Annotated in this window: 21 protein-coding genes; 6 read left to right on the top strand and 15 right to left on the bottom strand. The window is 44.6% G+C overall.

The annotated features are described in order from the left end of the window. Positions 1 to 8: 8 nt before the first annotated feature. The 4 genes from rlmH to AYW75_RS06670 are packed head-to-tail and all read right to left on the bottom strand — an operon-like array spanning position 9 to position 2,762. Positions 9 to 476, bottom strand: coding sequence for a 23S rRNA (pseudouridine(1915)-N(3))-methyltransferase RlmH (gene rlmH / locus AYW75_RS06685; protein WP_067097234.1), 468 nt, complete (start codon positions 474 to 476; stop codon positions 9 to 11). Between the two features lie 9 nt (positions 477 to 485). Further along, positions 486 to 839, bottom strand: coding sequence for a ribosome silencing factor (gene rsfS, locus AYW75_RS06680; RefSeq protein ID WP_067097231.1), 354 nt, complete (start codon positions 837 to 839; stop codon positions 486 to 488). A gap of 14 nt (positions 840 to 853) precedes the next feature. Next, positions 854 to 1,516, bottom strand: coding sequence for a nicotinate-nucleotide adenylyltransferase (gene nadD, locus AYW75_RS06675; RefSeq protein ID WP_231886158.1), 663 nt, complete (start codon positions 1,514 to 1,516; stop codon positions 854 to 856). Next, positions 1,506 to 2,762: a glutamate-5-semialdehyde dehydrogenase gene (locus AYW75_RS06670; protein ID WP_067097225.1), complete on the bottom strand. Its 1,257-nt coding sequence runs from the start codon at positions 2,760 to 2,762 to the stop codon at positions 1,506 to 1,508. The genes nadD and AYW75_RS06670 overlap by 11 nt, the downstream gene beginning before the upstream one ends. 132 nt (positions 2,763 to 2,894) lie before the next feature. Between AYW75_RS06670 and tsaA the strand changes: the two genes are divergently transcribed. Together tsaA and AYW75_RS06660 are read left to right on the top strand one after the other, a co-directional pair. Further along, a complete protein-coding gene (tsaA, locus tag AYW75_RS06665; RefSeq protein ID WP_067097223.1) occupies positions 2,895 to 3,611 on the top strand; it encodes a tRNA (N6-threonylcarbamoyladenosine(37)-N6)-methyltransferase TrmO in 717 nt (238 codons plus the stop codon). Position 3,612: 1 nt separating this feature from the next. Next, the gene (locus tag AYW75_RS06660; protein ID WP_067097219.1) at positions 3,613 to 3,873 is read left to right on the top strand and encodes a hypothetical protein; all 261 of its coding nucleotides are present in this window, start codon (positions 3,613 to 3,615) and stop codon (positions 3,871 to 3,873) included. A 131-nt stretch (positions 3,874 to 4,004) separates the two neighbouring features. Here the strand turns inward: AYW75_RS06660 and rpsA are convergent, their stop codons facing one another. The 6 genes from rpsA to gyrA all read right to left on the bottom strand — a co-directional run bounded on the left by rpsA (position 4,005) and on the right by gyrA (position 13,762). After that, the gene (gene rpsA, locus AYW75_RS06655; RefSeq protein ID WP_067097215.1) at positions 4,005 to 5,687 is read right to left on the bottom strand and encodes a 30S ribosomal protein S1; all 1,683 of its coding nucleotides are present in this window, start codon (positions 5,685 to 5,687) and stop codon (positions 4,005 to 4,007) included. A 163-nt stretch (positions 5,688 to 5,850) separates the two neighbouring features. Continuing rightward, the gene (gene cmk / locus AYW75_RS06650; protein WP_067097212.1) at positions 5,851 to 6,534 is read right to left on the bottom strand and encodes a (d)CMP kinase; all 684 of its coding nucleotides are present in this window, start codon (positions 6,532 to 6,534) and stop codon (positions 5,851 to 5,853) included. A gap of 15 nt (positions 6,535 to 6,549) precedes the next feature. Then, a complete protein-coding gene (locus AYW75_RS06645; RefSeq protein ID WP_067097209.1) occupies positions 6,550 to 8,754 on the bottom strand; it encodes a prephenate dehydrogenase/arogenate dehydrogenase family protein in 2,205 nt (734 codons plus the stop codon). Positions 8,755 to 8,787: 33 nt separating this feature from the next. Then, positions 8,788 to 9,909 (bottom strand): prephenate dehydratase, encoded by a 1,122-nt coding sequence (gene pheA / locus AYW75_RS06640; protein ID WP_067097206.1) that lies wholly within the window; start codon positions 9,907 to 9,909, stop codon positions 8,788 to 8,790. Between the two features lie 22 nt (positions 9,910 to 9,931). Then, the gene (gene serC, locus AYW75_RS06635; RefSeq protein WP_067097203.1) at positions 9,932 to 11,014 is read right to left on the bottom strand and encodes a 3-phosphoserine/phosphohydroxythreonine transaminase; all 1,083 of its coding nucleotides are present in this window, start codon (positions 11,012 to 11,014) and stop codon (positions 9,932 to 9,934) included. A gap of 75 nt (positions 11,015 to 11,089) precedes the next feature. Then, positions 11,090 to 13,762 carry a DNA gyrase subunit A gene (gene gyrA / locus AYW75_RS06630; protein ID WP_067097200.1) on the bottom strand — a complete coding sequence of 891 codons (2,673 nt, stop codon included), beginning with the start codon at positions 13,760 to 13,762 and terminating at the stop codon, positions 11,090 to 11,092. Positions 13,763 to 14,111: 349 nt separating this feature from the next. On the opposite strand from gyrA, the gene ubiG reads away from it, so the two are divergent. From ubiG to AYW75_RS06615, 3 genes are all read left to right on the top strand, one after another. Then, positions 14,112 to 14,840: a bifunctional 2-polyprenyl-6-hydroxyphenol methylase/3-demethylubiquinol 3-O-methyltransferase UbiG gene (gene ubiG / locus AYW75_RS06625; protein WP_067097197.1), complete on the top strand. Its 729-nt coding sequence runs from the start codon at positions 14,112 to 14,114 to the stop codon at positions 14,838 to 14,840. A 10-nt stretch (positions 14,841 to 14,850) separates the two neighbouring features. After that, on the top strand, positions 14,851 to 15,597 hold the full coding sequence (locus tag AYW75_RS06620) for a YciK family oxidoreductase (RefSeq protein ID WP_067097195.1): 747 nt from the start codon (positions 14,851 to 14,853) through the stop codon (positions 15,595 to 15,597). Between the two features lie 86 nt (positions 15,598 to 15,683). Beyond that, on the top strand, positions 15,684 to 18,500 hold the full coding sequence (locus AYW75_RS06615; RefSeq protein ID WP_197478907.1) for an insulinase family protein: 2,817 nt from the start codon (positions 15,684 to 15,686) through the stop codon (positions 18,498 to 18,500). 19 nt (positions 18,501 to 18,519) lie between these two features. Here the strand turns inward: AYW75_RS06615 and AYW75_RS06610 are convergent, their stop codons facing one another. Together AYW75_RS06610 and fabV are read right to left on the bottom strand one after the other, a co-directional pair. Next, positions 18,520 to 19,104 (bottom strand): hypothetical protein, encoded by a 585-nt coding sequence (locus AYW75_RS06610; protein ID WP_067097189.1) that lies wholly within the window; start codon positions 19,102 to 19,104, stop codon positions 18,520 to 18,522. 97 nt (positions 19,105 to 19,201) lie between these two features. After that, positions 19,202 to 20,404 carry an enoyl-ACP reductase FabV gene (fabV, locus tag AYW75_RS06605; RefSeq protein ID WP_067097186.1) on the bottom strand — a complete coding sequence of 401 codons (1,203 nt, stop codon included), beginning with the start codon at positions 20,402 to 20,404 and terminating at the stop codon, positions 19,202 to 19,204. Positions 20,405 to 20,542: 138 nt separating this feature from the next. On the opposite strand from fabV, the gene AYW75_RS06600 reads away from it, so the two are divergent. Next, a complete protein-coding gene (locus AYW75_RS06600) occupies positions 20,543 to 21,769 on the top strand; it encodes a glycosyltransferase family 4 protein (protein ID WP_067097665.1) in 1,227 nt (408 codons plus the stop codon). Here AYW75_RS06600 and AYW75_RS06595 read toward each other — a convergent pair. The 3 genes from AYW75_RS06595 to AYW75_RS06590 all read right to left on the bottom strand — a co-directional run bounded on the left by AYW75_RS06595 (position 21,766) and on the right by AYW75_RS06590 (position 22,940). Further along, the gene (locus tag AYW75_RS06595) at positions 21,766 to 21,987 is read right to left on the bottom strand and encodes a DUF1289 domain-containing protein (protein ID WP_067097183.1); all 222 of its coding nucleotides are present in this window, start codon (positions 21,985 to 21,987) and stop codon (positions 21,766 to 21,768) included. The two genes, AYW75_RS06600 and AYW75_RS06595, sit on opposite strands and share 4 nt — an antisense overlap. Next, positions 21,977 to 22,147: an oxidoreductase-like domain-containing protein gene (locus AYW75_RS18630; RefSeq protein ID WP_082856423.1), complete on the bottom strand. Its 171-nt coding sequence runs from the start codon at positions 22,145 to 22,147 to the stop codon at positions 21,977 to 21,979. The genes AYW75_RS06595 and AYW75_RS18630 overlap by 11 nt, the downstream gene beginning before the upstream one ends. A gap of 76 nt (positions 22,148 to 22,223) precedes the next feature. Next, complete coding sequence (locus tag AYW75_RS06590) at positions 22,224 to 22,940, bottom strand: YebC/PmpR family DNA-binding transcriptional regulator (RefSeq protein WP_067097180.1); 717 nt, start codon at positions 22,938 to 22,940, stop codon at positions 22,224 to 22,226. Positions 22,941 to 23,047: the final 107 nt, after the last annotated feature.

Here is a 23,047-nt window from a genome sequence, read left to right as displayed (position 1 = left end):
ACAGAACTCTAACGGTGATATGGATGATTATTCATAAGTGTCCAAGCTCGATAAATCTGCTCAGCCAATAAAATACGCACCATAGGGTGAGGCAGTGTAAGCTTAGAAAGTGACCAAGCTTGATCCGCACGTGCGGTACAGCGGGGGTCCAGTCCATCCGGCCCCCCTACTAATAAAGAAATGTTATAACCATCCATACGCCAGTGAGATGTCTGCTCAGCTAACTGCTCAGTACTCCAAGTTTTTCCCAAAACTTCCAAAGCAATAACTTTATCTCCAGAGGGAATCGCCGCCAGCATTGCATCACCTTCTTTTTGAATGGCTTTTGCAATGTCAGTGTTTTTCCCACGAGGAGACATAGGTAATTCAACTAATTCAAGAGAGAAGTCTTTTGGTAGGCGTTTAGCGTACTCTTCGTACCCTTCAACGACCCATTTTGGCATTTTCGTACCAATAGCAATCAATCTAACGCGCATGTCATAACCTTAACGCTTCTCTGGCTTGATATCCCAAAGTTTTTCTAGGTCGTAGAACGAACGTGCTTCTTCTGTCATAACGTGTACAACAACATCGTATAAGTCCACAAGAACCCAATCGCTACCCATCTCACGACCTTCGCTGCCTAATGGCTGAAGACCTTTGCCTTTAGCGTGCTCGACTACATTTTGGCCCAGTGAGTTAACATGACGTTTTGATGTACCCGTGCAGATGACCATGAAATCCATCATGTCGGTTAATTCACTTACGTTAAGTACCGTGATGTTATCGCCTTTCACATCCTCTAATGACTCCACAGCAAGTTCGAGAATTTGATCAGCAGATAATTGGTTTTGGCTCATAGTTTCGGATAACCCTATTTATATAAAGAATGCGTTTCAATGAAACGCTGTATAGTTTCTGGAACCAAGTACGCTATAGACGCTTTTTTGCGACAAAGGTTTCGTACTTGGCTTGATGAAATCGCAAGAGGTGTAAAACTCTCCATCCATATCTTTCCAGCGGGCGCGCATTGTAACTCAGCCGCGCTCTTGGCTCGATGCTTTTCATAAAAAGACTCAAGACTGGAAATAAAGTCAGGCTCCCACCCGGGTCGAGATATGACCAAGATGTGTGCTACACTCAATAACTCTTGCCAACGAGACCAGGTCGGAAGCGACAGAAAGCTGTCCATCCCAACGACCATAATCAATGGTTCGTCTGCGCCTAACTCATGACGCAACTGCGCTAAAGTATCAATACTGTAACTGCGCCCTTCTCTTGCTATTTCTCGCTTATCAACACTCAATCGCTCATCAGCCTGAATTCCTAACCTCACCATTTCTAGGCGCTGTTCGGCACTGACAGAAGGTTGACCTTTATGAACAGGTTGATAACAAGGGATTAAACGTAGATTATTGAACTGAAAATAATCTAATATATCGACGGCAGAGCGCAGATGGCCATGATGGATAGGGTCAAACGTCCCCCCCATCACAACCGTTCCTTTCTGTTGTATATCAGATAACTCAGTTGTCACGTGTGTGACCATCGCCTAATACGACATACTTTTGACTTGTTAGTCCGATCAAACCAACGGGGCCACGAGCATGAATTTTATCGGTAGAAATACCAATTTCTGCCCCTAGCCCATACTCGAAACCGTCCGCAAACGCTGTTGAAGCATTGACCATCACCGAAGAAGAATCAACCTCCGCCATAAAGGCACGCGTTTTGGAGTAATTTTGCGACACAATCGCATCAGAGTGATGTGAGCCATACTGATTAATATGAGCGATAGCTTCATCCATATCGTCCACTAATTTAATGGACAACTTTGGACCTAAATATTCGGTATACCAATCGTCTTCAGTAGCGGGTTGCGTATTAATCAAAGCACGTGTTTGCTCACAACCAACAAGCTCGACCCCTTTTTCAACCAAGGCGTCAGCTAGGCGTGGCAAAATATCCTGAGCGATACTCTGGTTAACCAGCAATGACTCCATCGCATTACACACGCCATAACGGCGAGTTTTAGCATTTATAGAAATGTTAAACGCTTTTTCAAGATCGGCCTCGTCATCAATGTATACATGACAGTTACCATCAAGATGCTTAATTACAGGCACTCGCGCATCGTTACTAATACGCTCGATCAAGCCTTTACCACCGCGTGGCACGATAACGTCGACAAATTCAGGCATTGTAATCAAAAGACCAACGGCTGCACGATCAACTGTATTGATCACCTGTACCGCATCCTCTGGCAAACCAACTGCCGCCAAACCAGACTGAACGGCTTGCGCAATCGCTTGATTCGAGTAAAACGCTTCACTGCCACCTCGTAAGATCGTCGCATTGCCAGACTTTAAACATAGACTGGCCGCATCAATCGTTACGTTTGGACGAGATTCGTAAATGATACCAATCACTCCCAATGGCACACGCATTTTGCCCAGCTGTATCCCTGATGGACGATAAACCATATCGGTAATTTCACCCACTGGATCTGGCAATGACGCAACCTGCTTCAGGCCTTCAATCATGCCGTCGATACGTGCGTCGTTTAGCTCAAGACGATCAAGCAAAGCAGCTTCTAGACCTTTTTTCTTACCATTTTCCAAGTCCTTAGCATTCTCTTCTTTAAGTCGAGGTCGTGCAGACTCCAAAGCATCCGCCATAGCGAACAACGCATTGTTCTTTTGCTCTGTCGTGGCACGAGTCAATTGGCGTGATGCAGCACGAGCTTTTTGACCAACTTCATTCATGTAAGATTCTAAGGACATTATTCACTCTCTTCTTTATCCAGCGATGTCATTTCCCTTGATGGGACGCTATAAAAATAGATAAGCGGTATACTACCACATCTTATTCAATCTGATTCTCAATTATTCAACACCTAAACGATTAATTTACCTATGACGAACACATTTCAATTTCAGCAGATTGGAGTTACTCACTCTTGCTACAAAGAAAAATTTGGTATCCCTCGTCAACCAGGCCTTGTCACTGAGGCTGCTGCATCAATTGAACTACTGCCTCCGTTCAACCGTATGGATGTATTGGATGGACTGGAAGGCTTTTCACATATCTGGGTACATTTTATCTTTCATCAATGCATTCAAGAACATTGGAAGGCCAAAGTCAGGCCGCCGCGATTAGGTGGCAACAAGAAAGTAGGCGTTTTCGCAACACGCGCTACTCACCGCCCTAACCCAATTGGATTATCAGTCGTTGAGGTATGTGGCATTCGACAAGATAAAAAACGCATCTTTATTGATATCATCGGGGCCGACTTATTAGATAAAACCCCTATAATCGATATAAAACCCTATCTACCTTATGCCGACGCACTACATCATGCGCAGGGCGGGTTTGCTCCTGAACCTGCTCCTCTTACGCCTGTGTTACTCTCAAAACTGGCATTAGCTCAGGCAATTGCCTATAAAAAAGAGTACAAGAGAGAATTAATCCCTTTGATAGAACAAGTTATTGGACAAGATCCAAGACCTTCCTATCTCACAAATGCTGATGGCAGAATACATGGCAACTTGCTATGGAACACCAATATAAAGTGGACTGTCAGCAGCGACCATATTTTAATCACAGAGATAGAGTACCCAGTGGGTGAATAGTATGAATAAGTCAAAAATGCTAAATGCTTATAAGTCTGTGAATAACTTAAAAGGCAGACCGCAATGTAAAGAAGAGCAGGAACCAAAGACACCTAAGATTTATCGCTCAGAATACGATGAAAAGCTGATAAAAGAATACCATTTCGCTAAATTTCAGAAGAATTTGAACCTAATTCAGAACAACCAAGAAGTGGCTGAACTGCTTGAAAAAGAAGAGTGGGACGAAGAAGACATCAAAACACTACTCGCATCGTTTCGCTAACAAAAAAGCTATACCCACGTTTATCCACATCTTCTGTGTATAGTTTATTTGTCAATCTGATCTAGAAAAAACACATAAAAAAAGCGGACCCAGAAGGTCCGCTTTTTAAAAAACTTAATTCTTAAATAGAATTAGTTTTGGTTCTCAAGTTGAGCCTTGATCAGGTCACCGATTGTCGTCGGGCCATTTGATTCAGCTTGCTGCTTTTCAGAGTGAGACTTAATAGCCGCTTTCTCTTCTGTAGCATCTTTCGCTTTAATAGAAACAGCGATAGTGCGAGCTTTACGATCAACGTTCGTGATCGCAACTTCAACAGATTCATCTTGCTTAAGAACAGTAGAAGCATCTTCTACACGATCGCGGCTGATTTCAGAAACTTTCAAGTAAGCTTCAACACCTTCTGAAAGAATCACAACAGCACCTTTAGCATCTACTTCGCCAATAGTACCAGTAACGATCGCACCTTTGTCGTTTTCAGCAACGAATGCAACGAAAGGATCTTGCTCTAGCTGCTTAACACCTAGAGAGATACGCTCACGCTCAGCATCGATAGAAAGAACAACCGTTTCTAGAACGTCACCTTTCTTGTACTTACGTACAGCTTCTTCACCAGCTTCTTCCCAAGATAGGTCAGATAGGTGAACAAGACCGTCGATACCACCATCAAGACCGATGAATACGCCGAAGTCAGTGATAGACTTGATAGCGCCAGAGATCTTGTCGTTTTTGTTGAATGACGTAGCGAACTCTTCCCATGGGTTTGGAGTGCACTGTTTGATACCTAGAGAAATACGACGACGCTCTTCGTCGATGTCTAGGATCATAACTTCTACTTCGTCACCGATCTGAACAACTTTAGAAGGGTGGATGTTTTTGTTAGTCCAATCCATTTCAGAAACGTGAACTAGACCTTCAACACCTTCTTCAAGCTCAGCGAAGCAACCGTAGTCAGTTAGGTTTGTTACACGTGCAGTAACTTTAGTACCTTCTGGGTAACGAGCTTTGATTGCAACCCATGGATCTTCACCAAGTTGTTTAAGACCTAGAGAAACACGGTTACGCTCACGATCGAACTTAAGAACTTTAACGTCGATCTCATCGCCTACAGCGATGATTTCGCTTGGGTGCTTGATACGCTTCCAAGACATGTCAGTGATGTGTAGAAGACCATCAACACCGCCCAAGTCAACGAATGCACCGTAATCAGTAAGGTTCTTAACGATACCTTTAACTTCTTGACCTTCTTCAAGGTTAGCAAGAAGCGTTTCACGCTCAGCGCTGTTAGTCGCTTCCATAACGGCACGACGAGATACAACAACGTTGTTACGTTTCTGATCAAGCTTGATAAGTTTGAACTCAAGTTCAACACCTTCAAGGTGAGATGTGTCGCGAATAGGACGAACATCCACCAAAGAACCTGGCAAGAAAGCACGGATGTTAGCGATATCCACAGTGAAGCCACCTTTGACTTTACCGTTGATAACACCCTTAACGATTTCACCTTCTTCGTAGGCTTGCTCAAGAACAGCCCAAGTTTCAGCACGCTTAGCTTTCTCACGAGAAAGTTTAGTTTCACCGAAACCATCTTCTACAGCATCAAGAGCAACTTTAACTTCGTCGCCGATGTTTAGAGTGAATTCGCCTGTCTCAGAAAGGAATTGAGAACGAGGGATAACGCCTTCAGATTTTAGACCTGCATGAACAGTTACCCAGTCGCTGTCGATATCGACAACTAGACCAGTAACAATCGAGCCTGGAGCCATTTCTACGGTTTTAAGGCTTTCTTCAAACAGTTCTGCGAAGCTTTGAGTCATTGTGATTCCTATATACACGGAACAACTAAATGTTCCCTGCCACATCGCCAGCTTATGTGGGGTTAATTTACATTGTTTGCGATTTGGCGTTTGCTGGCCCCAAATCGACTTAATTTAATCGATCTATTTTAGCACAAAGATTGAACATAAATACAGTTCAAACTTAAATGTAAGAGGCTTTTGCCGCTTCAGACAGGATAATATCCACAACCTGATCAATTGACAGATCTGTACTATCGATTTCAAGAGCACCAGTCGCAGGCACCAAGGGAGCAACAGCACGATTTGCATCTCGCTCATCACGCTCTTTAATGGTTTTAACTAACGCATCAAAATCGACCACATCCCCTTTCTGTTCAAGCTGTAACAAGCGACGCTGCGCGCGCTCTTCAGGTGTTGCCGTCAAAAAGACTTTGATGCTCGCCTCAGGAAACACAACGGTTCCCATATCACGACCATCAGCAACCAAACCTGGTTCCTGCACAAAAGCACGCTGACGTAACAATAAACCTTCACGTACATCAGCAATAGCGGCCAACTTAGACGCTTGATTACCGACTATTTCCGTCCGGATCGCCTGCGTAACGACTTCACCTTCAAGCACAATCTCAACCTTACTATCTTCAGATTGCTTAAATTGAATATCTAAATGCTCAGCAAGAACTTTGAGCGCTTCCACGTCATCACTTTCAATACCATGATGGGACGCCGCTAAAGCCAACAAGCGATAAAGCGCACCACTATCAAGCAAATGCCAACCCAGCTTTTCGGCGACCAATTGACTTACTGTGCCTTTACCAGCACCACTAGGGCCATCAATCGTAATAACTGGGGCTTGATTCATCATAACTGTTCCTCTTATTTAGCTAAGCACTGAGCACTTCAGACCCAGTGTTGTCGCAATTTCTTCTAAGTTTGGAATTTGTGCTAACAATCTCTGACAATCTCTGACTGTCGCTCCATTGCGGCAACGAGCAGCAAGCAGCAAAAATGCCAATGCAACAAGCTCATTCCCTGCACTGTCCAAATCCCCTCCATGAGGAGTACTTCCTTTTATTGATAAGGCTCCGGCGTGCCATTCTCCAACACCACCGATATGGTTAACGCCATCAACTAATGTTGTCATGCGATCCTCATAGAAATAAGGCAAATTCGACACAGCCTCAAACTGACTGTCTCCTTCCGCATAAACGGCAGCCATGGCAAGACATGGCAAAAACTCGCGAAATTCATAAGATTGCTCTGCGCTTAGCGAAAAAGAACGCAATTTTGCAAATGATACACGTAATCTTTGAGTTGCGAAGACACCCAAAGGCTCACCACACCATTCTAACTTGGCGCCATTCTGCTGCAGCAGATCCAACAAAGCCCCCATGCGTCCAGAATGCGTCACGCCTTGCAGCTGTAAAGCTGAACCAGGTAGCAAAGAAGCTAGCAACACAAGCCATAGGCTTTTCTGCATATCAGACGGCAACTCAATATTAGCAGCCTCTAACTGAGCTTTTCGAACTGTTATAGAGGCCTGCCCTTCAATTTCAACAGCAAAGCTGGCGAACAACGCGCGCACCTGCTCGTCAAATTGCATTGTCGACTCAAAACTAGAGTCATCTTGCGCAAATAGACTCAGCAATACTGCAGATGACATTAGTCTTGAGGATGCAGGTCCTGGCAATTTCCCAGAAACCAGGCCTATGGAAGACGGTACAAACTTAAATGGCAAACAATCTGCCGCCCCTGAAGAGACCGCCGCCCCCGCACTTTTTAGCAAACTTAATAAATTCGTAAACGGAGTGTTAAGAAGAGAATCATCAGCCAACACATCAACAGGAAATGCTTGCCCAGCTAATACTGGCGCAAGCAAATACAAACTTGTCGCAGAACCATGAACATTAATGGGCGCTATCGGAGCTCGAAGGCCCGTTCGTCCGGCCCCATGCACCCGCACAGAACCGTAGCCAAACTCTTCAATCACGACCCCCATATCCTTGAGTGCCTGCATGGTGACTTTTACGTCGCCCGCCAAATCCACGTTAGCTAATTCACTAACACCATCAGCCAAGGCCGCCATGATAAGGGCTCTATGTGACAAAGATTTGTCACCGACTAATTTAATATCACCATTGATAGCTGATGCCGGGCTAACAGAAATTGACAACTGCTTTTCTTGCGGTTTACCCAAGGTACGCTGCTCTAACAATCGTAAAAAATGATCTCGAGCGGATTTCGCACGAGTAAACACTCCGTACATTGAAGCACCATCTGCATCAACAATTGCCTGTCGCATGTCAGATAAACGATCAGTAAATAAATCAAGCGTTGCCAGCGTGGCATCTTTATTCGCTAGAAACACATCGCGCCACATAACAGGGTCACTTGATGCAATGCGTGTAAAATCACGAAAACCACCCGCAGCAAACCGGAATATATCTTGACTGCGATCAGCATTGGCCAACGTATCGACCAACGTGTACGCCAACAAGTGCGGCAAGTGACTCGAAGCAGCTAAGACATGATCATGATGATCCACATCCATACTCACAACATCTGACCCGACTGCACGCCATAGCCGATAAAGACGATCAAGTAGCTCAGGATCGGAGTATGGTAATGGAGTGACAATCGCCATATGCTTTTCAAATAGATGTGGATTAGCAGCAAGCACGCCGCTTTTCTCAGCGCCTGCGATAGGATGACCTGGAATAAAGTTCGCGGGGGCTTCGCCAAACACTTTTGCAGCTGCAGCGACGACACTCCCCTTTGTCGAACCAACATCGGTAATCAGAGTGGTTGGTTTAATATACGATTTAATCTCAGTTAATACAGACTCCATGGCACGAACAGGCGTTGCCAAAATAATGATGTCCATATTACTGATGGTAACTTCGTCTAATTGAGCCGGGTAATCAATGACCCCCGTTGATACCCCTAAGGTCAATTCACCAACACGACGATCAGCACCAAACAAAGTTGCCAAGCCTTGTTGCTTTAAACTTTTTGCGAAAGAACCGCCGATCATGCCCAACCCAACGATTAAGACATTACCGAACTCTCTCTTATTGTCATACATACTAAGCGCCTTATAACGTATTGAGCAAAGCGCTTAAAGCACAGCGACTGGGTAAGACCCAAGCACTTTTACTTCCGATGCACGTTCACGCAGCTCGTCAATTACAACTTGACACGCTTCGTCTTCACAATGCCCCCAGAAGTCGATATAAAACACATATCCCCACTTACTAATAAGAGAAGGGCGTGTCTCCAAACGCGTCATATCAACACCGTGACGCTCAAACGACTCGAGTAAGCGGTACAATGCACCCGGCTCGTTTTTCGCACTCACCAACAAAGATGTTTTATCTTTGCCGCTCGCAGGTACTTTTTCATTGCCAATAATTAAGAAACGAGTAGTGTTTTCAGGGTGATCTTCAATATTAGCCGACACCACCTCTAAGCCATAAAGCTGGCAAGCAATGTCACCAGCGATGGCTGCGACGGCTTTGCCATTCTTACCTGCCTCAGCAGCTAAACGCGCACCTTCGGCATTAGAGCTTACCGCAACGCGCTCTGCATGAGGCCAGTAACGATCAAGCCAAGCTCGACATTGAGCCAAAGATTGTTGGTGCGAATAGATGTGTGTCACATCATCAGGTGCAATATTAGGTGCCACCAACAAATTATGATGAATACGAACTTCTACTTCACCACAAATTTTTAGGCGCGAACCACGGAAACTGTCCAGCGTATGATTAACAACGCCTTCGGTAGAATTTTCTACCGGCACCACACCGTAATTAGCGGCACCCGACTCTACTTCGCGAAAGACTTCGTCAATAGCGGCCATTGGCGCACTCACAATGGACTGACCAAAGTGTTTCAACGCTGCCTGCTGCGTGAAGGTACCTTCAGGCCCTAAAAAAGCAATGCGCATAGGGCGCTCTAAAGCCAAACAAGAAGACATTACTTGGCGGAAAATCTTCGCCATTTCTTCATTGCCTAGCGGTCCTTTATTACGCTCCATAACGCGACGAAGCACTTGAGCTTCACGCTCTGGACGATAAAAAACAACGTTATGATCACCTTGCTCCGCAAGCTTAACCTCTGCCACTTTTTGCGCACACGCGGCGCGCTCATTTATCAAATCTTGAATCTGAGCATCAATTGCATCGATTCGATCACGTAACAATGGCAACGTCATCGGGATTGTGTCTTTTTTTATCGTCATAGAGCGTTTGTCCTAATTACAATTAACCGTAGCGTTTCTCAAATGCCAGCATGAAGTCTACTAATGCTTCAACACCCGCTTTAGGCATCGCATTGTAGATACTTGCACGCATACCACCTACCGAACGATGTCCAGCAAGTGTTTTCAGCCCGGCTGCCTCTGACTCGGCTAGGAAAGTTTTTTCTAGGGATTCGTCTGCCAAAATAAATGGCACGTTCATTCGAGAACGGTAACGAACATCAATTGGGTTTGAGTAAAAAGCGCTGTTATCAATAGTGCCGTATAGTAACGCGGCTTTCTCGATATTAATTTGCTCGATAGCAGACACTCCACCCTGCCCCTCTAGCCACTCAAAGACTAGATCGGCCAAATAAATGGCAAAGGTAGGCGGTGTATTTATCATAGAGTCATTCTTTGCAAGATTCTCATATGACCAAACCGTCGGCAAAGAATCGTTATCACTGCGCGCTAATAGGTCTTTACGAATAATATTAATCACTACACCTGCAGGCCCAACATTTTTCTGGGCACCTGCGTAAATCATGCTGTATTTAGAAACATCTATCTGTCGGGACAAAATAGTAGAAGATAGATCAGCAACAATAGGTAAGCCTGTTTCAGGCAATGTTTCAAACTCTAATCCACCAATAGTTTCATTCGGTGTCAGATGCAAATATGCAGCGGTTTCATCTAACACTAGGGACGAAAAGTCTGGAACGGTGGTGTAGTTCACATCTTTTGATGAACCCGACAAAATGACATTGGTGTACTTACTCGCTTCTTTAAGCGCCTTAGTAGACCAAGCACCAGTATCTAAGTAGCATGCTGAATCAAACCCTGAGGTCAAATTTGCCGGAATTTGAGCAAAAGATGCAGAAGCACCGCCTTGCGTAAACACGATCTCATAATCATCTGGAATATTCATTAAACGACTGAGTCGGGCTTTAGCCGAGGCCAAAATCGAAACAAACTCATCGCTACGGTGGCTCATTTCCATGACTGACACGCCTTTTCCATGCCAATCAAGGAGCTCTGCTTGCGCTTTTGCTAATACAGCTTCTGGAAGCGCGGCGGGACCAGAACAAAAGTTATAAACTCGGCTCATTCTGCCTTAAACCTCATTTAAGTATGTGTCACTACAACACAAAAGAAGGCGCACCGAGGTGCGCCATGGGATTTTTTACTCTTCTGAGCTTGGGGGGGTACTCGTCAGATCATCCGTTGTTTCGACTACTTCTGCATCCGCTTCCACCTCTTCGATCTCAACAACCGCATCGTCATCTTCAACAACACGTTCGACACCGACTAATTTTTCTTCATTAGACAGTCGAATCAAGGTAACACCCTGAGTGTTTCGACCTTGGCAAGAAATTTCAGAAACACGCGTACGAACCAAGGTGCCCATATCAGTAATCAAAATAACTTCATCCGACTCTTCAACTTGCGTCGCACCCACTACTGGGCCGTTACGCTCGGACACTTGAATACCAATAACACCTTGCCCACCACGGCCGTAAACAGGGAAATCACTGATCATGGTACGTTTACCGTAACCATGCTCACATGCCATCAAGACCGCCGTTTCTGTTTCAGCACTCGGTACAATCAGCGATACTACTTTGGCCTCTTCGGGCAATTTAATACCGCGTACACCGGCTGCCGTACGCCCCATAGGACGAACATCTGTTTCTTTAAAGCGAATCGTTTTACCTGAGCTCGACACCAGCATAATATCGTCTTCGCCGGACGTGCGCGCTACACCAACCAGTGCATCACTATCATCCAAGTTCAATGCAATCAAGCCGCTTGTACGAGGACGGGCAAAATGCTCCATTGCCGTCTTCTTAACAGTACCGTTGGCAGTCGCCATGAAAATATAGCTACTCGCCGTTTCATCTGACTCTTCAACGTATGTATCTGCATCCGTTTTTTCAGGCGCTGTTAGCGGCAACAATGCAGAGATATGTTCACCTTCTGCCAATGGCAATAGATTAACAATTGGACGACCTTTAGAAGCACGACTACCGACTGGAATTTCAAATACGCGCAGCCAATACACTTTACCGAAGTTACTAAATAGCATAACGGTGTCATGACTACTTGTTACCAACAGGTGACTGATATGGTCTTCGTCTTTCATACCTGATGAGGACTTGCCACGACCACCACGGCGCTGGGCTTTGTATTCTTCTAGCGGCTGTGTTTTCGCATAACCTGTATCCGAAATCGTCACCACCATTTGCGCTTCATCAATCAAGTCAGCAATGGTTAAATCTTGTTTCGACGTCAGGATTTCAGTACGACGCACATCACCAAACTGATCACGCGCATCTTCAAGCTCTTCGCGAATCACTTCCATTAGACGATCTGGATTACCCAAAATTTCTAACAGCTCAGCAATCAAGTCGATTAGAGACTTGTATTCGCCCAAAAGTTTTTCGTGTTCCAAACCTGTCAAACGGTGCAGGCGCAAATCAAGAATTGCTTGTGCTTGCTCTGGAGACAAATGATAAACATCACCATTAAAGCCGTAAGCAGGATCTAAGTCATCAGGACGACAAGCATCAGCACCCGCACGCTCAAGCATGGCATTTACATTGCCTGGTTCCCAGCTTTCAGAGATCAGTTTCTCTTTCGCTTCAGCTGAAGTAGGTGACTGACGGATCAGCTCAATAACTCGATCAATGTTCGCCAGTGCAACCGCTAAGCCCTCTAGAACATGGCCACGCTCACGAGCTTTACGAAGCTCGTAAATCGTACGACGTGTCACAACCTCACGACGGTGTTTCACGAAGCATTCTAGAATTTGTTTTAGGTTCAACAATTCTGGACGACCATCAACCAAGGCCACCATATTGATACCAAAAACAGATTGCAGCTGAGTTTGAGTGAATAGATTATTGACTACTACATCTGGGTTTTCACCTCGACGCAGTTCAATAACGATACGCATACCGTCTTTATCAGACTCGTCGCGCAGCTCGCTTATGCCTTCAATTTTCTTTTCTTTTACCAACTCAGCAATTTTTTCAATGACTTTAGCTTTGTTTAGCTGGTATGGAATTTCAGTAAAAACGATCGCCTGACGATTGGCTTTTTCCATCTCTTCAACATGGTGACGAGCACGCATGTAAATACGACCCCGGCCTGTTTTGTAGGCTTCTACAATACCAGCACGGCCGTTAATGAAAGCACCGGTAGGAAAATCAGGACCAGGCACAAACTCCATCAACTCATCGATGGTAATTTCAGGGTTATCAATGACGTTTAGGCAGCCATCAATGATTTCACCCAAATTGTGAGGAGGTATGTTGGTGGCCATACCTACGGCGATACCTGCAGAACCGTTTACCAACAGCCCAGGAATACGCGTTGGCAGTACGCCAGGCATAAATTCAGTGCCATCATAGTTAGGCACGAAGTCGACGGTTTCTTTTTCCAAGTCCATCAACATATGGTGCGATATGCGCGCCATACGGATTTCGGTGTAACGCATGGCTGCGGCACTATCACCATCTACAGAACCGAAGTTACCTTGACCATCCACCAGCATGTAACGCATTGAGAATGGCTGCGCCATACGAACGATGGTTTCATAAACAGCAGAATCACCATGAGGGTGATATTTACCGATCACGTCACCGACGATACGAGCCGATTTTTTGTAGGGCTTATTCCAGTCATTCTTAAGTTCATTCATCGCATACAGCACGCGACGGTGAACAGGCTTCAAACCGTCTCGAACATCAGGCAATGCGCGCCCTACGATGACACTCATCGCGTAATCTAGATACGAACCTTTCAGCTCATTTTCGATACTGACGGGAATAATTTCTTTGGCTAATTCACCCATAGATACTACCGTTCCTTATGTTTGGAGCAAGATAACAATACAACCGCTCCGGCCATCTTTTTGTAAGCGCGGCATTATACCACAAGCGAAACCTGAACACCCATTATCTATCGCGCATTTATTTTCATCAAAGCGGGAATCATAAACCCACACACTTATGTCATTAAAAGAGCTTGAAACAGATGGTAATGATCAATATTTATAAAAAAGCCTCGTTCAAATCATCATCCAAGTTTGTCGCCAACCATAGAATCGCTATAATGCCATGATCCAAATAGCGGCGAGCGCTCGAATAATAGGAATTCACCTAATCGTTAATGCAGTAGCCACGATACAACAGGAACAAGAGATGACCTCAAATCAAACCAACTCCACCAATGTAGACCCAGATGAAGTCGCCAAATTTGAAGCGCTAGCAAGTCGCTGGTGGGATAAGACCAGTGAGTTCAAACCTCTTCATGATATCAACCCACTGCGTGCCAACTACATCAATGAGCGAGCAGCATTAAATGGCAAAAAAGCCATTGATGTAGGCTGTGGCGGCGGTATCCTTTCAGAAGCTCTGGCCCAAATGGGAGCTACCGTTAAAGGTATTGACATGGGCGAAGCACCTCTTGCCGTTGCAACGCTTCACCTCGAAGAAAGTGACCTTGAAATCGATTACGAGCGCATCACCGCTGAAGAAATTGCTGAACGCGAAGCAGAACAATACGATGTGGTTACCTGTCTTGAAATGCTAGAACATGTGCCGGATCCAGCATCTGTTATTCGCGCCTGTATGAAATTGTGTAAACCTGGTGGCCACGTCTTCTTCTCAACCATCAACCGCAACCCAAAAGCCTATCTTTTTGCTATTGTAGGCGCTGAATACGTGTTGAAGATGCTACCAAAAGGCACCCATGACTATGCAAAATTCATTCAACCATCAGAATTGACTCAATTTGCACGTCAAGCTGGACTCGATGTCACTCATATGACAGGAATGACCTATAATCCAATTACTAAGGTCTACAAATTGAATGATCGCGATGTGTCTGTTAACTACTTAATGCACACTCAAAAGCCGACGAAAAACTAGGAGGTCTAAGATGCTGGACTACCAAGCGCCGAACGATCTGTTAAAAGAAAAAGTAATTCTAGTAACCGGAGCCGGCGATGGCATTGGCAGACAGGTTGCCCTAACCTACGCATCCCATGGTGCCACTGTTATCCTTTTAGGACGTACCACCAAAAAGCTTGAAGAGGTTTACGATCTATTTGAAAGCTCAGGTTATCCACAAGGTGCCATCGTACCACTCAATCTTGATACAGCAGTCGAGCATGATTACATTGAGCTGGCTAATACAATTGAAAGTGAGTTTGGTCGACTCGACGGTATCCTGCACAATGCCAGCTTGCTAGGAGATCGCACGCCCCTAGCAAACTATGAGACAAGTACATTTGAGCAAGTCATGCGAGTCAACGTCAACGCAGCATTTTTGCTCAATCAGGCACTCATTCCGCTTCTACAAAAAGCCTCAAACGCTTCCATCATATTTACAACTTCATCTGTTGGCAGAAAAGCTAAGGCGTACTGGGGAGCATACGCGGTTTCAAAATTTGCCACAGAAGCAATGATGCAATTACTGGCTGACGAACTTGAAAACATATCTCAAATACGCGTCAACGCTATCAACCCTGGCGCCACTCGCACCAACATGAGAGCCTTTGCTTACCCAGCAGAAGACCCTAATACCCTCAAAACACCTGAAGACATCATGCCCATTTATCTCTACCTAATGGGCAATGACAGTGCAGATGTTAATGGTCAATCCCTAGACGCTCAACCGAAATAAAACCACATACCTTGCACATCATCATAGGAACGGGCTAACCTGTTTCTATGATGAAATTCACAGCAAACATTCGTACCCTTTTTGTCTTGATCGCAACGACCTGCGCTCTCCTTATAAGCCTTCCTGTAGCAGCTAAATCTATGCAAACAATACCTGGTAAAAGCCCGTCAGACCAACACACCTATGCCCATATAACACTGAATAATGGCCTGTCTGTTATCTTAGTATCTGACCCGCAAGCCGAGCGCCCAGCAGCGTCATTAGCAATTAAATCAGGAAGCTACAATGATCCTGACAAACATTTAGGGTTAGCCCACTTACTAGAGCACATGCTTTTTCTAGGCACAGAAAAGTATCCTGAGGCAGGTGCATACCAAGAGTTTATTCGTAAACACGGAGGTACTCATAACGCCTATACCAGCGCACAGCTAACCAATTATTATTTTGACACGCTCCCTGAGACCTATCCTGAAGCTCTGGACCGTTTTGCTCAATTTTTTATTGCTCCTACTCTTGATCCGGCCTACATAGAAAGAGAAATCAACGCTGTAGATTCGGAATATCGCGCAAAATTGGACAATGAACAGCGCCGCAGCAATCAAGCAATAAAAACACTATTTAATCCAAAACACCCTGGTAGCCGCTTTACCGTCGGGAATATTGACACGCTGGGAAACATCCCAGCCAGCCAATTACGCGAACTACTTATTGACTTTTTTGAGCGTCATTACACACCAGATAAAATGGTGCTTACACTAACTGCCAAGCAGCCTACAGAAACATTAGCAGCCTATGCACGCACCTATTTTTCAGACATACAAGCTCGCCATAATAGCGCAACTTTACAGCTACCTGAGTTGGTGCAAAACAATGGCAAAATACAGTTTTTCAAGACCAGTACAGATAAAAGCGTTGTTAGATTCTCATTTCAGATCCCCAGCCAAATCGCGAAATATGCGACTCAACCAGCACGGTACTTATCCTATGTCTTGGGTGATGAGTCAAAAAACTCTCTTTTCGCTCATTTAAAACAGCACCATTGGGTACAGTCTCTACATGCAGGTATTGGACAGGATGATGGTCAGCATGCGCTGTTTAACATCAGTATGCGCTTAACCGATGAAGGAATTGCACAACGAAATAAAGTCATCGAGTATCTACTGAAAACCATAGACAACATCAAAAATGCACCTATTTCAGAAGAGTGTTTATCTGAGACAAAGACCCTCAGTTTACTTCATTATCGATACCACGATTACATTACACCCATCAAGCTGTCACAAACCCTATCAAGTCGTGCGCTGGACGTAGGCGCAGAAAACTTATTAGATAGCTTTCACATTTCCAAAAGCGCTGACAAAAAAGACATTCAGGCCTTACTCAAAACATTGGACATTAGTAATCTAATAATTCAATGGCAACACCCATCTATTTTCCCAGAGGAATGGATGGGGGGAGATGCCTACTGGCTGAATGAACCCTTATACAACAGCGATTATGCCAACGGCGATCTATCCATAAATCAGGATAAAATAATCGCAAAAAGCGCATTAAAAAAAGATTTTGGCCTGCCTACTGCCAACCTCTTCATGCCCGACAATCTAGACTTATTAGAGATACAAGGCGCACCCCTTCCTGAAAAAATTGAAAATAAAACAGGCTACGATTTTTGGTACAAAGCCAACACCCAATATAAAAAGCCTACTGGTATGATTTTTGGTTACTTCGGTTTTTTAGAAAACCCTAATACGCGCGATCGCCTACTTCTTCAACTGTGGGCAAAGTTATTTAACGATGCAGCAAGTGAAAGCACATACCAACCTTACATGGCTGGATTAGGCTACCAGCTTTACGCTCATGGAAATGGTTTAACGCTTCGCACAAATGGCTATAATGACAAGCAGGCGGACTACTTTAGCTCTTTAGTAGATCAACTGATGGCATTTAGAGCATCTAGAGATCGACTTTTGATTGCGAAACAAGATATTTCAAAAGGTTTAAGCAACCTTGAAAGCCAGCCACCATACGCGTTAGCACGTCACAACTTTAGCCAAGTCGTTATTAAAGGGAACGCGCCAACCCATGTATTAAAGGAACTTTTAGACAGCATATCAATTAATGAGGTCAACCAATTCATAAACAGGCATATACAACACTTCCAATATATTGGCTATATGACTGGAAATTTTAGTAAAACGGATGCCCATAATTTGGCAATCAGAGTCAACCAAAAAGTCGACAATTTCCTCTATAAACATCCTTATCGTTATGTAGAGTTAAAGCATTTTGAAGCTCAAGAACGCTATCTCTACACCTTCAATACACGTAGCAATGATAACACGGTACTCTATAGCCTGATTGCGACTGACAATAATAATGCCACATACACTGAACGTGCCAATGTACGCATCTTATCGCAGCTTCTAGGGGCTAGGTTTTACAATGAATTTCGCACCGAAAAGCAATATGGCTACATCGTTGCCGTTACCAACCAAACCATAGAAAAGACCCCCGCAATTGGATTCTTAGTACAATCCCCCAATACCTCAACAGAAGTCTTGGTTACGGAGATAGAGCGCTTTATCAATGAGACGAGCTGGACCGACGAGGATGTCTCAGATAAATCCTTTGAACAAGCACGCAAAGCCGTCCTGGCAGCCTACAAAAAGCAGCCTACAAGCTTAAAAGAAGTTGCCTTAGAAGAATGGCCACACATTGTGGAACCAGAACATAATTTCAAAGATCGCCAAAAGTGGATCACTGCATTAGAGCAACAAACCAAAACCGCATTCCTTGAGTTCATCAATGACAAAGTTGAGAAAGATCAAGCCGCACATTTATTGATCACCAATAAATGGGATACGACTGAAAAGGGAGATTGGAAGCCATTAAGTATAGAATAATGACTTCCAAATTTACTTTTTAACCACCAATGAGTTGCTCTAGTTTTTGCTCATTGGTGAGTTCAGCTTGATTGGTAGGTGCTTGCTCTGAGCCACTCGGCATTACACGATTACCAGGCAGCACCTCACTAAATTCACCTTCTGCTGCCGAAGCTGTATCCTCACCATGAAGCTCAGCCTGATCTTTTTCAAGCTTATCCTTTTGATCACCGAAGATTCCGATCTCAGGCATCATACTAAGACGTCGTTGTTGAATTTCTTCCGGTATATGACCTGTAAACAACACAGTGAAAGGGGACTCCTCAGTACGTCGATTTACCTCGCGATAGATCTCTTGCTCACGCTTGGCAATCGCAGACTCTTCTAGGTAGGATAATTTACTCGGATTCGCAGACACAACCATGTTAGCAATAGCGTTCAACCTAGGTTTTTCGGCAGGAATAATGGTGACATCCTCACGCGAGCTAATGACTACTTGATGCTGACCACTGTAAACCTGATTGCCATACAAAACCTCAATCGGCTCAATCTGAATTGTCTGGGCATTGAGTAGAGGTACAATTGCTGCCAACACACTTAAAAATACGGTTTTCTTAGGTAACATTAAAACTCTCCGAAGACTCACTCCACTATAAAAGAATCTTTGCACAAAAAAAAGGAGACCAATGGTCTCCTTTCTTAACGACTTGTAAGCAAAAGTCTTAAAGTGTAATTACATCAAACTCAACTTGCGTATCGACGTCTGCTTCGTAATCCACACCTTCGATGCCAAAACCAAACAACTTCAAGAACTCATCTTTGTAAAGCTGGTAATCTGTTTCTGCGAACAAATTAGCATCCGTCACTTGCGGCCAAAGATCACGACATGCCTGCTGGACGTCTTCACGAAGCTCCCAATCATCTAGGCGTAGACGATTTTTGTCATCTACAAGCTTTGCAGGGTCATTATCATTGTACAAACGCTCAGCAAACATGCGGTAAATTTGATCCATGCAGCCTTCGTGCAAACCTTTCTCGCGCATCACTTTAAACACCATCGCAAGATACAGCGGCATAACAGGGATTGCTGAAGAGGCTTGAGTTACAACAGACTTAAGTACGGCAACGTTAGCACCGCCACCTTGCTTAGCAAGCTCTGTATCAATCGCTTTCGCAGCACGATCCAAATCTTCTTTTGCTTTGCCCAGCGCACCGTGCCAGTAAATTGGCCAAGTGATATCAGAGCCGATGTAAGAGTAAGCTACCGTGCGAGCACCTTCAGCCAAGACACCCGCATCGGATAACGCTGACATCCAAAGTTCCCAGTCTTCGCCGCCCATAACGGTAACCGTTTGCGCGATCTCTTCTTCTGTTGCCGGCTCAATCTCCGCATCAGTTATGACATCACGGTTAGTGTCAATCGCTGTTGATTTGTAGGTTTCACCAATAGGCTTAAGAACAGAGCGAATAACCTCCCCTGATTCAGGCATTTTACGCACAGGCGAAGCTAGAGAGTAAACAACTAAGTCGACTTCACCTAGGTCTTGCTTAATAAGCTCAATAGCTTTGTCACGCGCTTCATTTGAGAACGCATCGCCATTAATGCTTTTCGCATACAAACCTGCTTCATGAGCCGCCTTATCAAATGCTGCAGCATTATACCAACCTGCTGTACCTGGCTTCTTCTCTGTGGCTGGTTTTTCAAAAAAAACACCAATCGTAGCCGCACCAGAGCCGAACGCTGCCGCGATACGAGAAGACAGGCCGTAACCACTTGATGAGCCGATTACCAGCACTTTTTTAGGGCCATTTTTAATGTCACCATTCGCTTTTACTTTAGCGATCTGGTCTTGTACGTTTTTCTCACAGCCTGTTGGGTGAGTCGTTGTACAAATAAATCCACGAATTTTCGGCTTAATGATCATAGTTAAGTCTCAACGTCATGTTTCCATAGCATGCCATCCAGTCTGATTTAGACCGACAACACAAAGTTGGCGCACATGATACAATACCCAGCAATACTTGTCCCTTTTCTTTATTTTCAAGCTGACTCAATCATCCCTATGAAAATTTTAATTATTGGTTACGTTTGGCCCGAACCAAACTCCTCTGCGGCCGGCAGCCGCATGATGCAACTCATCGACACATTCCGCGAGCAAGCTTGGGACGTAGAATTCGCCTCGCCTGCACAAACGACCGAACACATGGTGGACCTAACGCAACATGGCGTTACATCTGCCAACATCCAACTCAATTGCGATAGTTTCAATGATTACATTACTGAGCTCGCACCGAATATTGTTGTCTTTGATCGCTTTATGATGGAAGAACAGTTTGGCTGGCGCGTAGAAGAATACATGCCCTCGGCACTACGGATTTTAAACACAGAAGATTTACACTCTCTGCGCGATGCTCGCCACACTGCGGTCAAACAAAACCGTGAATTCACCATGACGGACATGCATTCTGACGTGGGCGTTCGAGAAATTGCCGCTATTTATCGTAGCGACCTCACACTGATGGTATCGGAGCACGAAACAGAGCTATTAAAAACAGCATTCAATGTGCCTGAGACACATGTAATGCACTTACCTTTTATGCTCGACACAGCGGCATTAAGCGCGAAACCTTTTGCTGATCGAGAGCACTTTGCCTTCATCGGTAACTTTCGTCATGCGCCGAATTGGGATGCAGTATTGCAACTTAAGCAGGTGTATTGGCCAAAAATTCGCAAACAGCTTCCTGAAGCTAAACTCATGATCTATGGTGCTTACCCACCACCCAAAGCCACACAACTGCATAATGAAAAAGAAGGCTTTTTAGTGAAAGGCTGGGCTGAAGATGCTCAAGAAGTCATTGCAAACGCCAAGATTTTACTTAGCCCTATTCGCTTCGGGGCGGGCATTAAAGGCAAGTTTGTGGAGGCTATGCAAGTTGGCACACCAAGTATTACAACCTCTGTCGGTGCCGAAGCTATGCATGGATCATTACCATGGAGTGGCGTAGTAACGGATAATATCGAAGAATTTATCAGCGCCAGCGTCAGCCTCTATAAAGATGAACAAAGCTATGAATTAATGCAAGAAAACGGCCATGCCATTATTAAACAGCGTTATGAAAAGAAAGCTTGGCAGGAAAAATTGATCACTCGAATCAACATACAAGTGCAATTAAAAGAGCGTTTAAGGGAAAACTTTTTTTTAGGTAAATTGGCACGTCATCACTCTATGAAAAGCACTCAATACATGTCTCAATGGATTACACTGAAAAACGCCAAGTCTGGCGATTAAAGCACAAATTGACTAGCGCTTTCTCGCTGGCGGACTTTTTCCATCACCGCCAGCTGCTCTTCGCAGGACATACGCCCCCACTGACTAATTTCTACGCCTGTTCGATAGCAACCGATACATACGTCTTCATCGTTTAATGAACAAATACTAGTGCAAGGTGATCGCACTGGCTCTTGTTTGATCGGCGAGGGAGACTGTACTGGATCATTACGATTCATTATCTTGCTCTTTAGTCTGGGAGGTATTTAGTGCGTCTTTTATGGCTTTTTGCTCCGCATTCCATTCACGCAACGCTTCGTAATAAGTATCCCATACGCAAGGGGAGCATTCGCTTTCACAGCACTCCCAATCTTCTGGCGGAGTTGGACGTTCGTTCATACTATCCTCAAAGAAAAAACCCTTCAGCAAAGACCTTAGCAAACCTTACCTGTGCCGCTACCGAAGGATTATTTAATTAGAATTCAGCGTTATGGTACACACGCTGAACGTCATCTAGATCGTTCAATAAGTCTAGGAAACGTTCAAACTGCTCTACCTCTTCACCTGAAATTTCAGTAGTCATCTGAGGGATAAACTGAATTTCATCGACATCAAAGTCCACGTTACCGAAACTTTCAATGATGGCATGACGCGCTTTACCGTATTCTGTATTCGGCGTAAATACTGTTGCCTTGCCTTCATCGTATTCGATATCGGTAACATCAACATCAGCTTCTAGCAAGGCTTCCATCACAGCATCTTCATCTTCTGCAGAAAAAACAAAGATCGCGTTGTGATCAAACATATGAGACACACTACCTTGTGTACCAATCTTGCTTTTCACTTTGTTAAAACAAGTGCGCACATCACCAAACGTACGGTTCGGATTATCAGATAGACAGTCTACAATCACCATTGTGTTGCCCGGTCCAAAACCTTCGTAGCGAGCCGTATCAAAGTCTTCGCCACCACCACCTTTGGCTTTGTCGATCGCTTTATCGATAACGTGCGTGGGTACTTGGTCTTTTTTGGCACGGTCAATCAAGCTACGTAGCGCAAGGTTACCATCTGGGTCAATTCCACCAGATTTTGCACACACATAAATTTCACGTCCGTATTTACTGTAAACCTTGGCTTTTTGATCCGAGGTTTTCGCCATGGACTCTTTTCGGTTCTGAAAGGCTCTGCCCATTAGATATTCCTACTCTGTTCAGTCATTTAGAAAACAAAATTCTAACGCTAAGTGCCGCCCTATGAAACTCCCTAATCCACATTTAGCAAATTATTGGTCGTGAAAGA

This window comes from Marinomonas atlantica (genome assembly GCF_001639725.1).
Lineage (GTDB): Bacteria > Pseudomonadota > Gammaproteobacteria > Pseudomonadales > Marinomonadaceae > Marinomonas > Marinomonas atlantica.
Note: the sequence above shows the minus strand (reverse complement) of the source record. Positions and strands in the feature narration are given on the sequence as shown.

Excerpts from the sequence above, each read along its gene's own strand:
- AYW75_RS06595 (WP_067097183.1), bottom strand. The coding sequence starts at position 21,987 with ATGAATCGTAATGATCCAGTACAGTCTCCCTCGCCGATCAAACAAGAG.
- AYW75_RS06670 (WP_067097225.1), bottom strand. The coding sequence starts at position 2,762 with ATGTCCTTAGAATCTTACATGAATGAAGTTGGTCAAAAAGCTCGTGCT.
- rlmH (WP_067097234.1), bottom strand. The coding sequence starts at position 476 with ATGCGCGTTAGATTGATTGCTATTGGTACGAAAATGCCAAAATGGGTC.
- cmk (WP_067097212.1), bottom strand. The coding sequence starts at position 6,534 with ATGATGAATCAAGCCCCAGTTATTACGATTGATGGCCCTAGTGGTGCT.
- gyrA (WP_067097200.1), bottom strand. The coding sequence starts at position 13,762 with ATGGGTGAATTAGCCAAAGAAATTATTCCCGTCAGTATCGAAAATGAG.
- serC (WP_067097203.1), bottom strand. The coding sequence starts at position 11,014 with ATGAGCCGAGTTTATAACTTTTGTTCTGGTCCCGCCGCGCTTCCAGAA.
- AYW75_RS06610 (WP_067097189.1), bottom strand. The coding sequence starts at position 19,104 with ATGTTACCTAAGAAAACCGTATTTTTAAGTGTGTTGGCAGCAATTGTA.
- AYW75_RS06620 (WP_067097195.1), top strand. The coding sequence starts at position 14,851 with ATGCTGGACTACCAAGCGCCGAACGATCTGTTAAAAGAAAAAGTAATT.
- pheA (WP_067097206.1), bottom strand. The coding sequence starts at position 9,909 with ATGACGATAAAAAAAGACACAATCCCGATGACGTTGCCATTGTTACGT.
- rsfS (WP_067097231.1), bottom strand. The coding sequence starts at position 839 with ATGAGCCAAAACCAATTATCTGCTGATCAAATTCTCGAACTTGCTGTG.
- AYW75_RS18630 (WP_082856423.1), bottom strand. The coding sequence starts at position 22,147 with ATGAACGAACGTCCAACTCCGCCAGAAGATTGGGAGTGCTGTGAAAGC.
- AYW75_RS06600 (WP_067097665.1), top strand. The coding sequence starts at position 20,543 with ATGAAAATTTTAATTATTGGTTACGTTTGGCCCGAACCAAACTCCTCT.
- AYW75_RS06660 (WP_067097219.1), top strand. The coding sequence starts at position 3,613 with ATGAATAAGTCAAAAATGCTAAATGCTTATAAGTCTGTGAATAACTTA.
- rpsA (WP_067097215.1), bottom strand. The coding sequence starts at position 5,687 with ATGACTCAAAGCTTCGCAGAACTGTTTGAAGAAAGCCTTAAAACCGTA.
- fabV (WP_067097186.1), bottom strand. The coding sequence starts at position 20,404 with ATGATCATTAAGCCGAAAATTCGTGGATTTATTTGTACAACGACTCAC.
- AYW75_RS06645 (WP_067097209.1), bottom strand. The coding sequence starts at position 8,754 with ATGTATGACAATAAGAGAGAGTTCGGTAATGTCTTAATCGTTGGGTTG.
- ubiG (WP_067097197.1), top strand. The coding sequence starts at position 14,112 with ATGACCTCAAATCAAACCAACTCCACCAATGTAGACCCAGATGAAGTC.
- AYW75_RS06590 (WP_067097180.1), bottom strand. The coding sequence starts at position 22,940 with ATGGGCAGAGCCTTTCAGAACCGAAAAGAGTCCATGGCGAAAACCTCG.
- tsaA (WP_067097223.1), top strand. The coding sequence starts at position 2,895 with ATGACGAACACATTTCAATTTCAGCAGATTGGAGTTACTCACTCTTGC.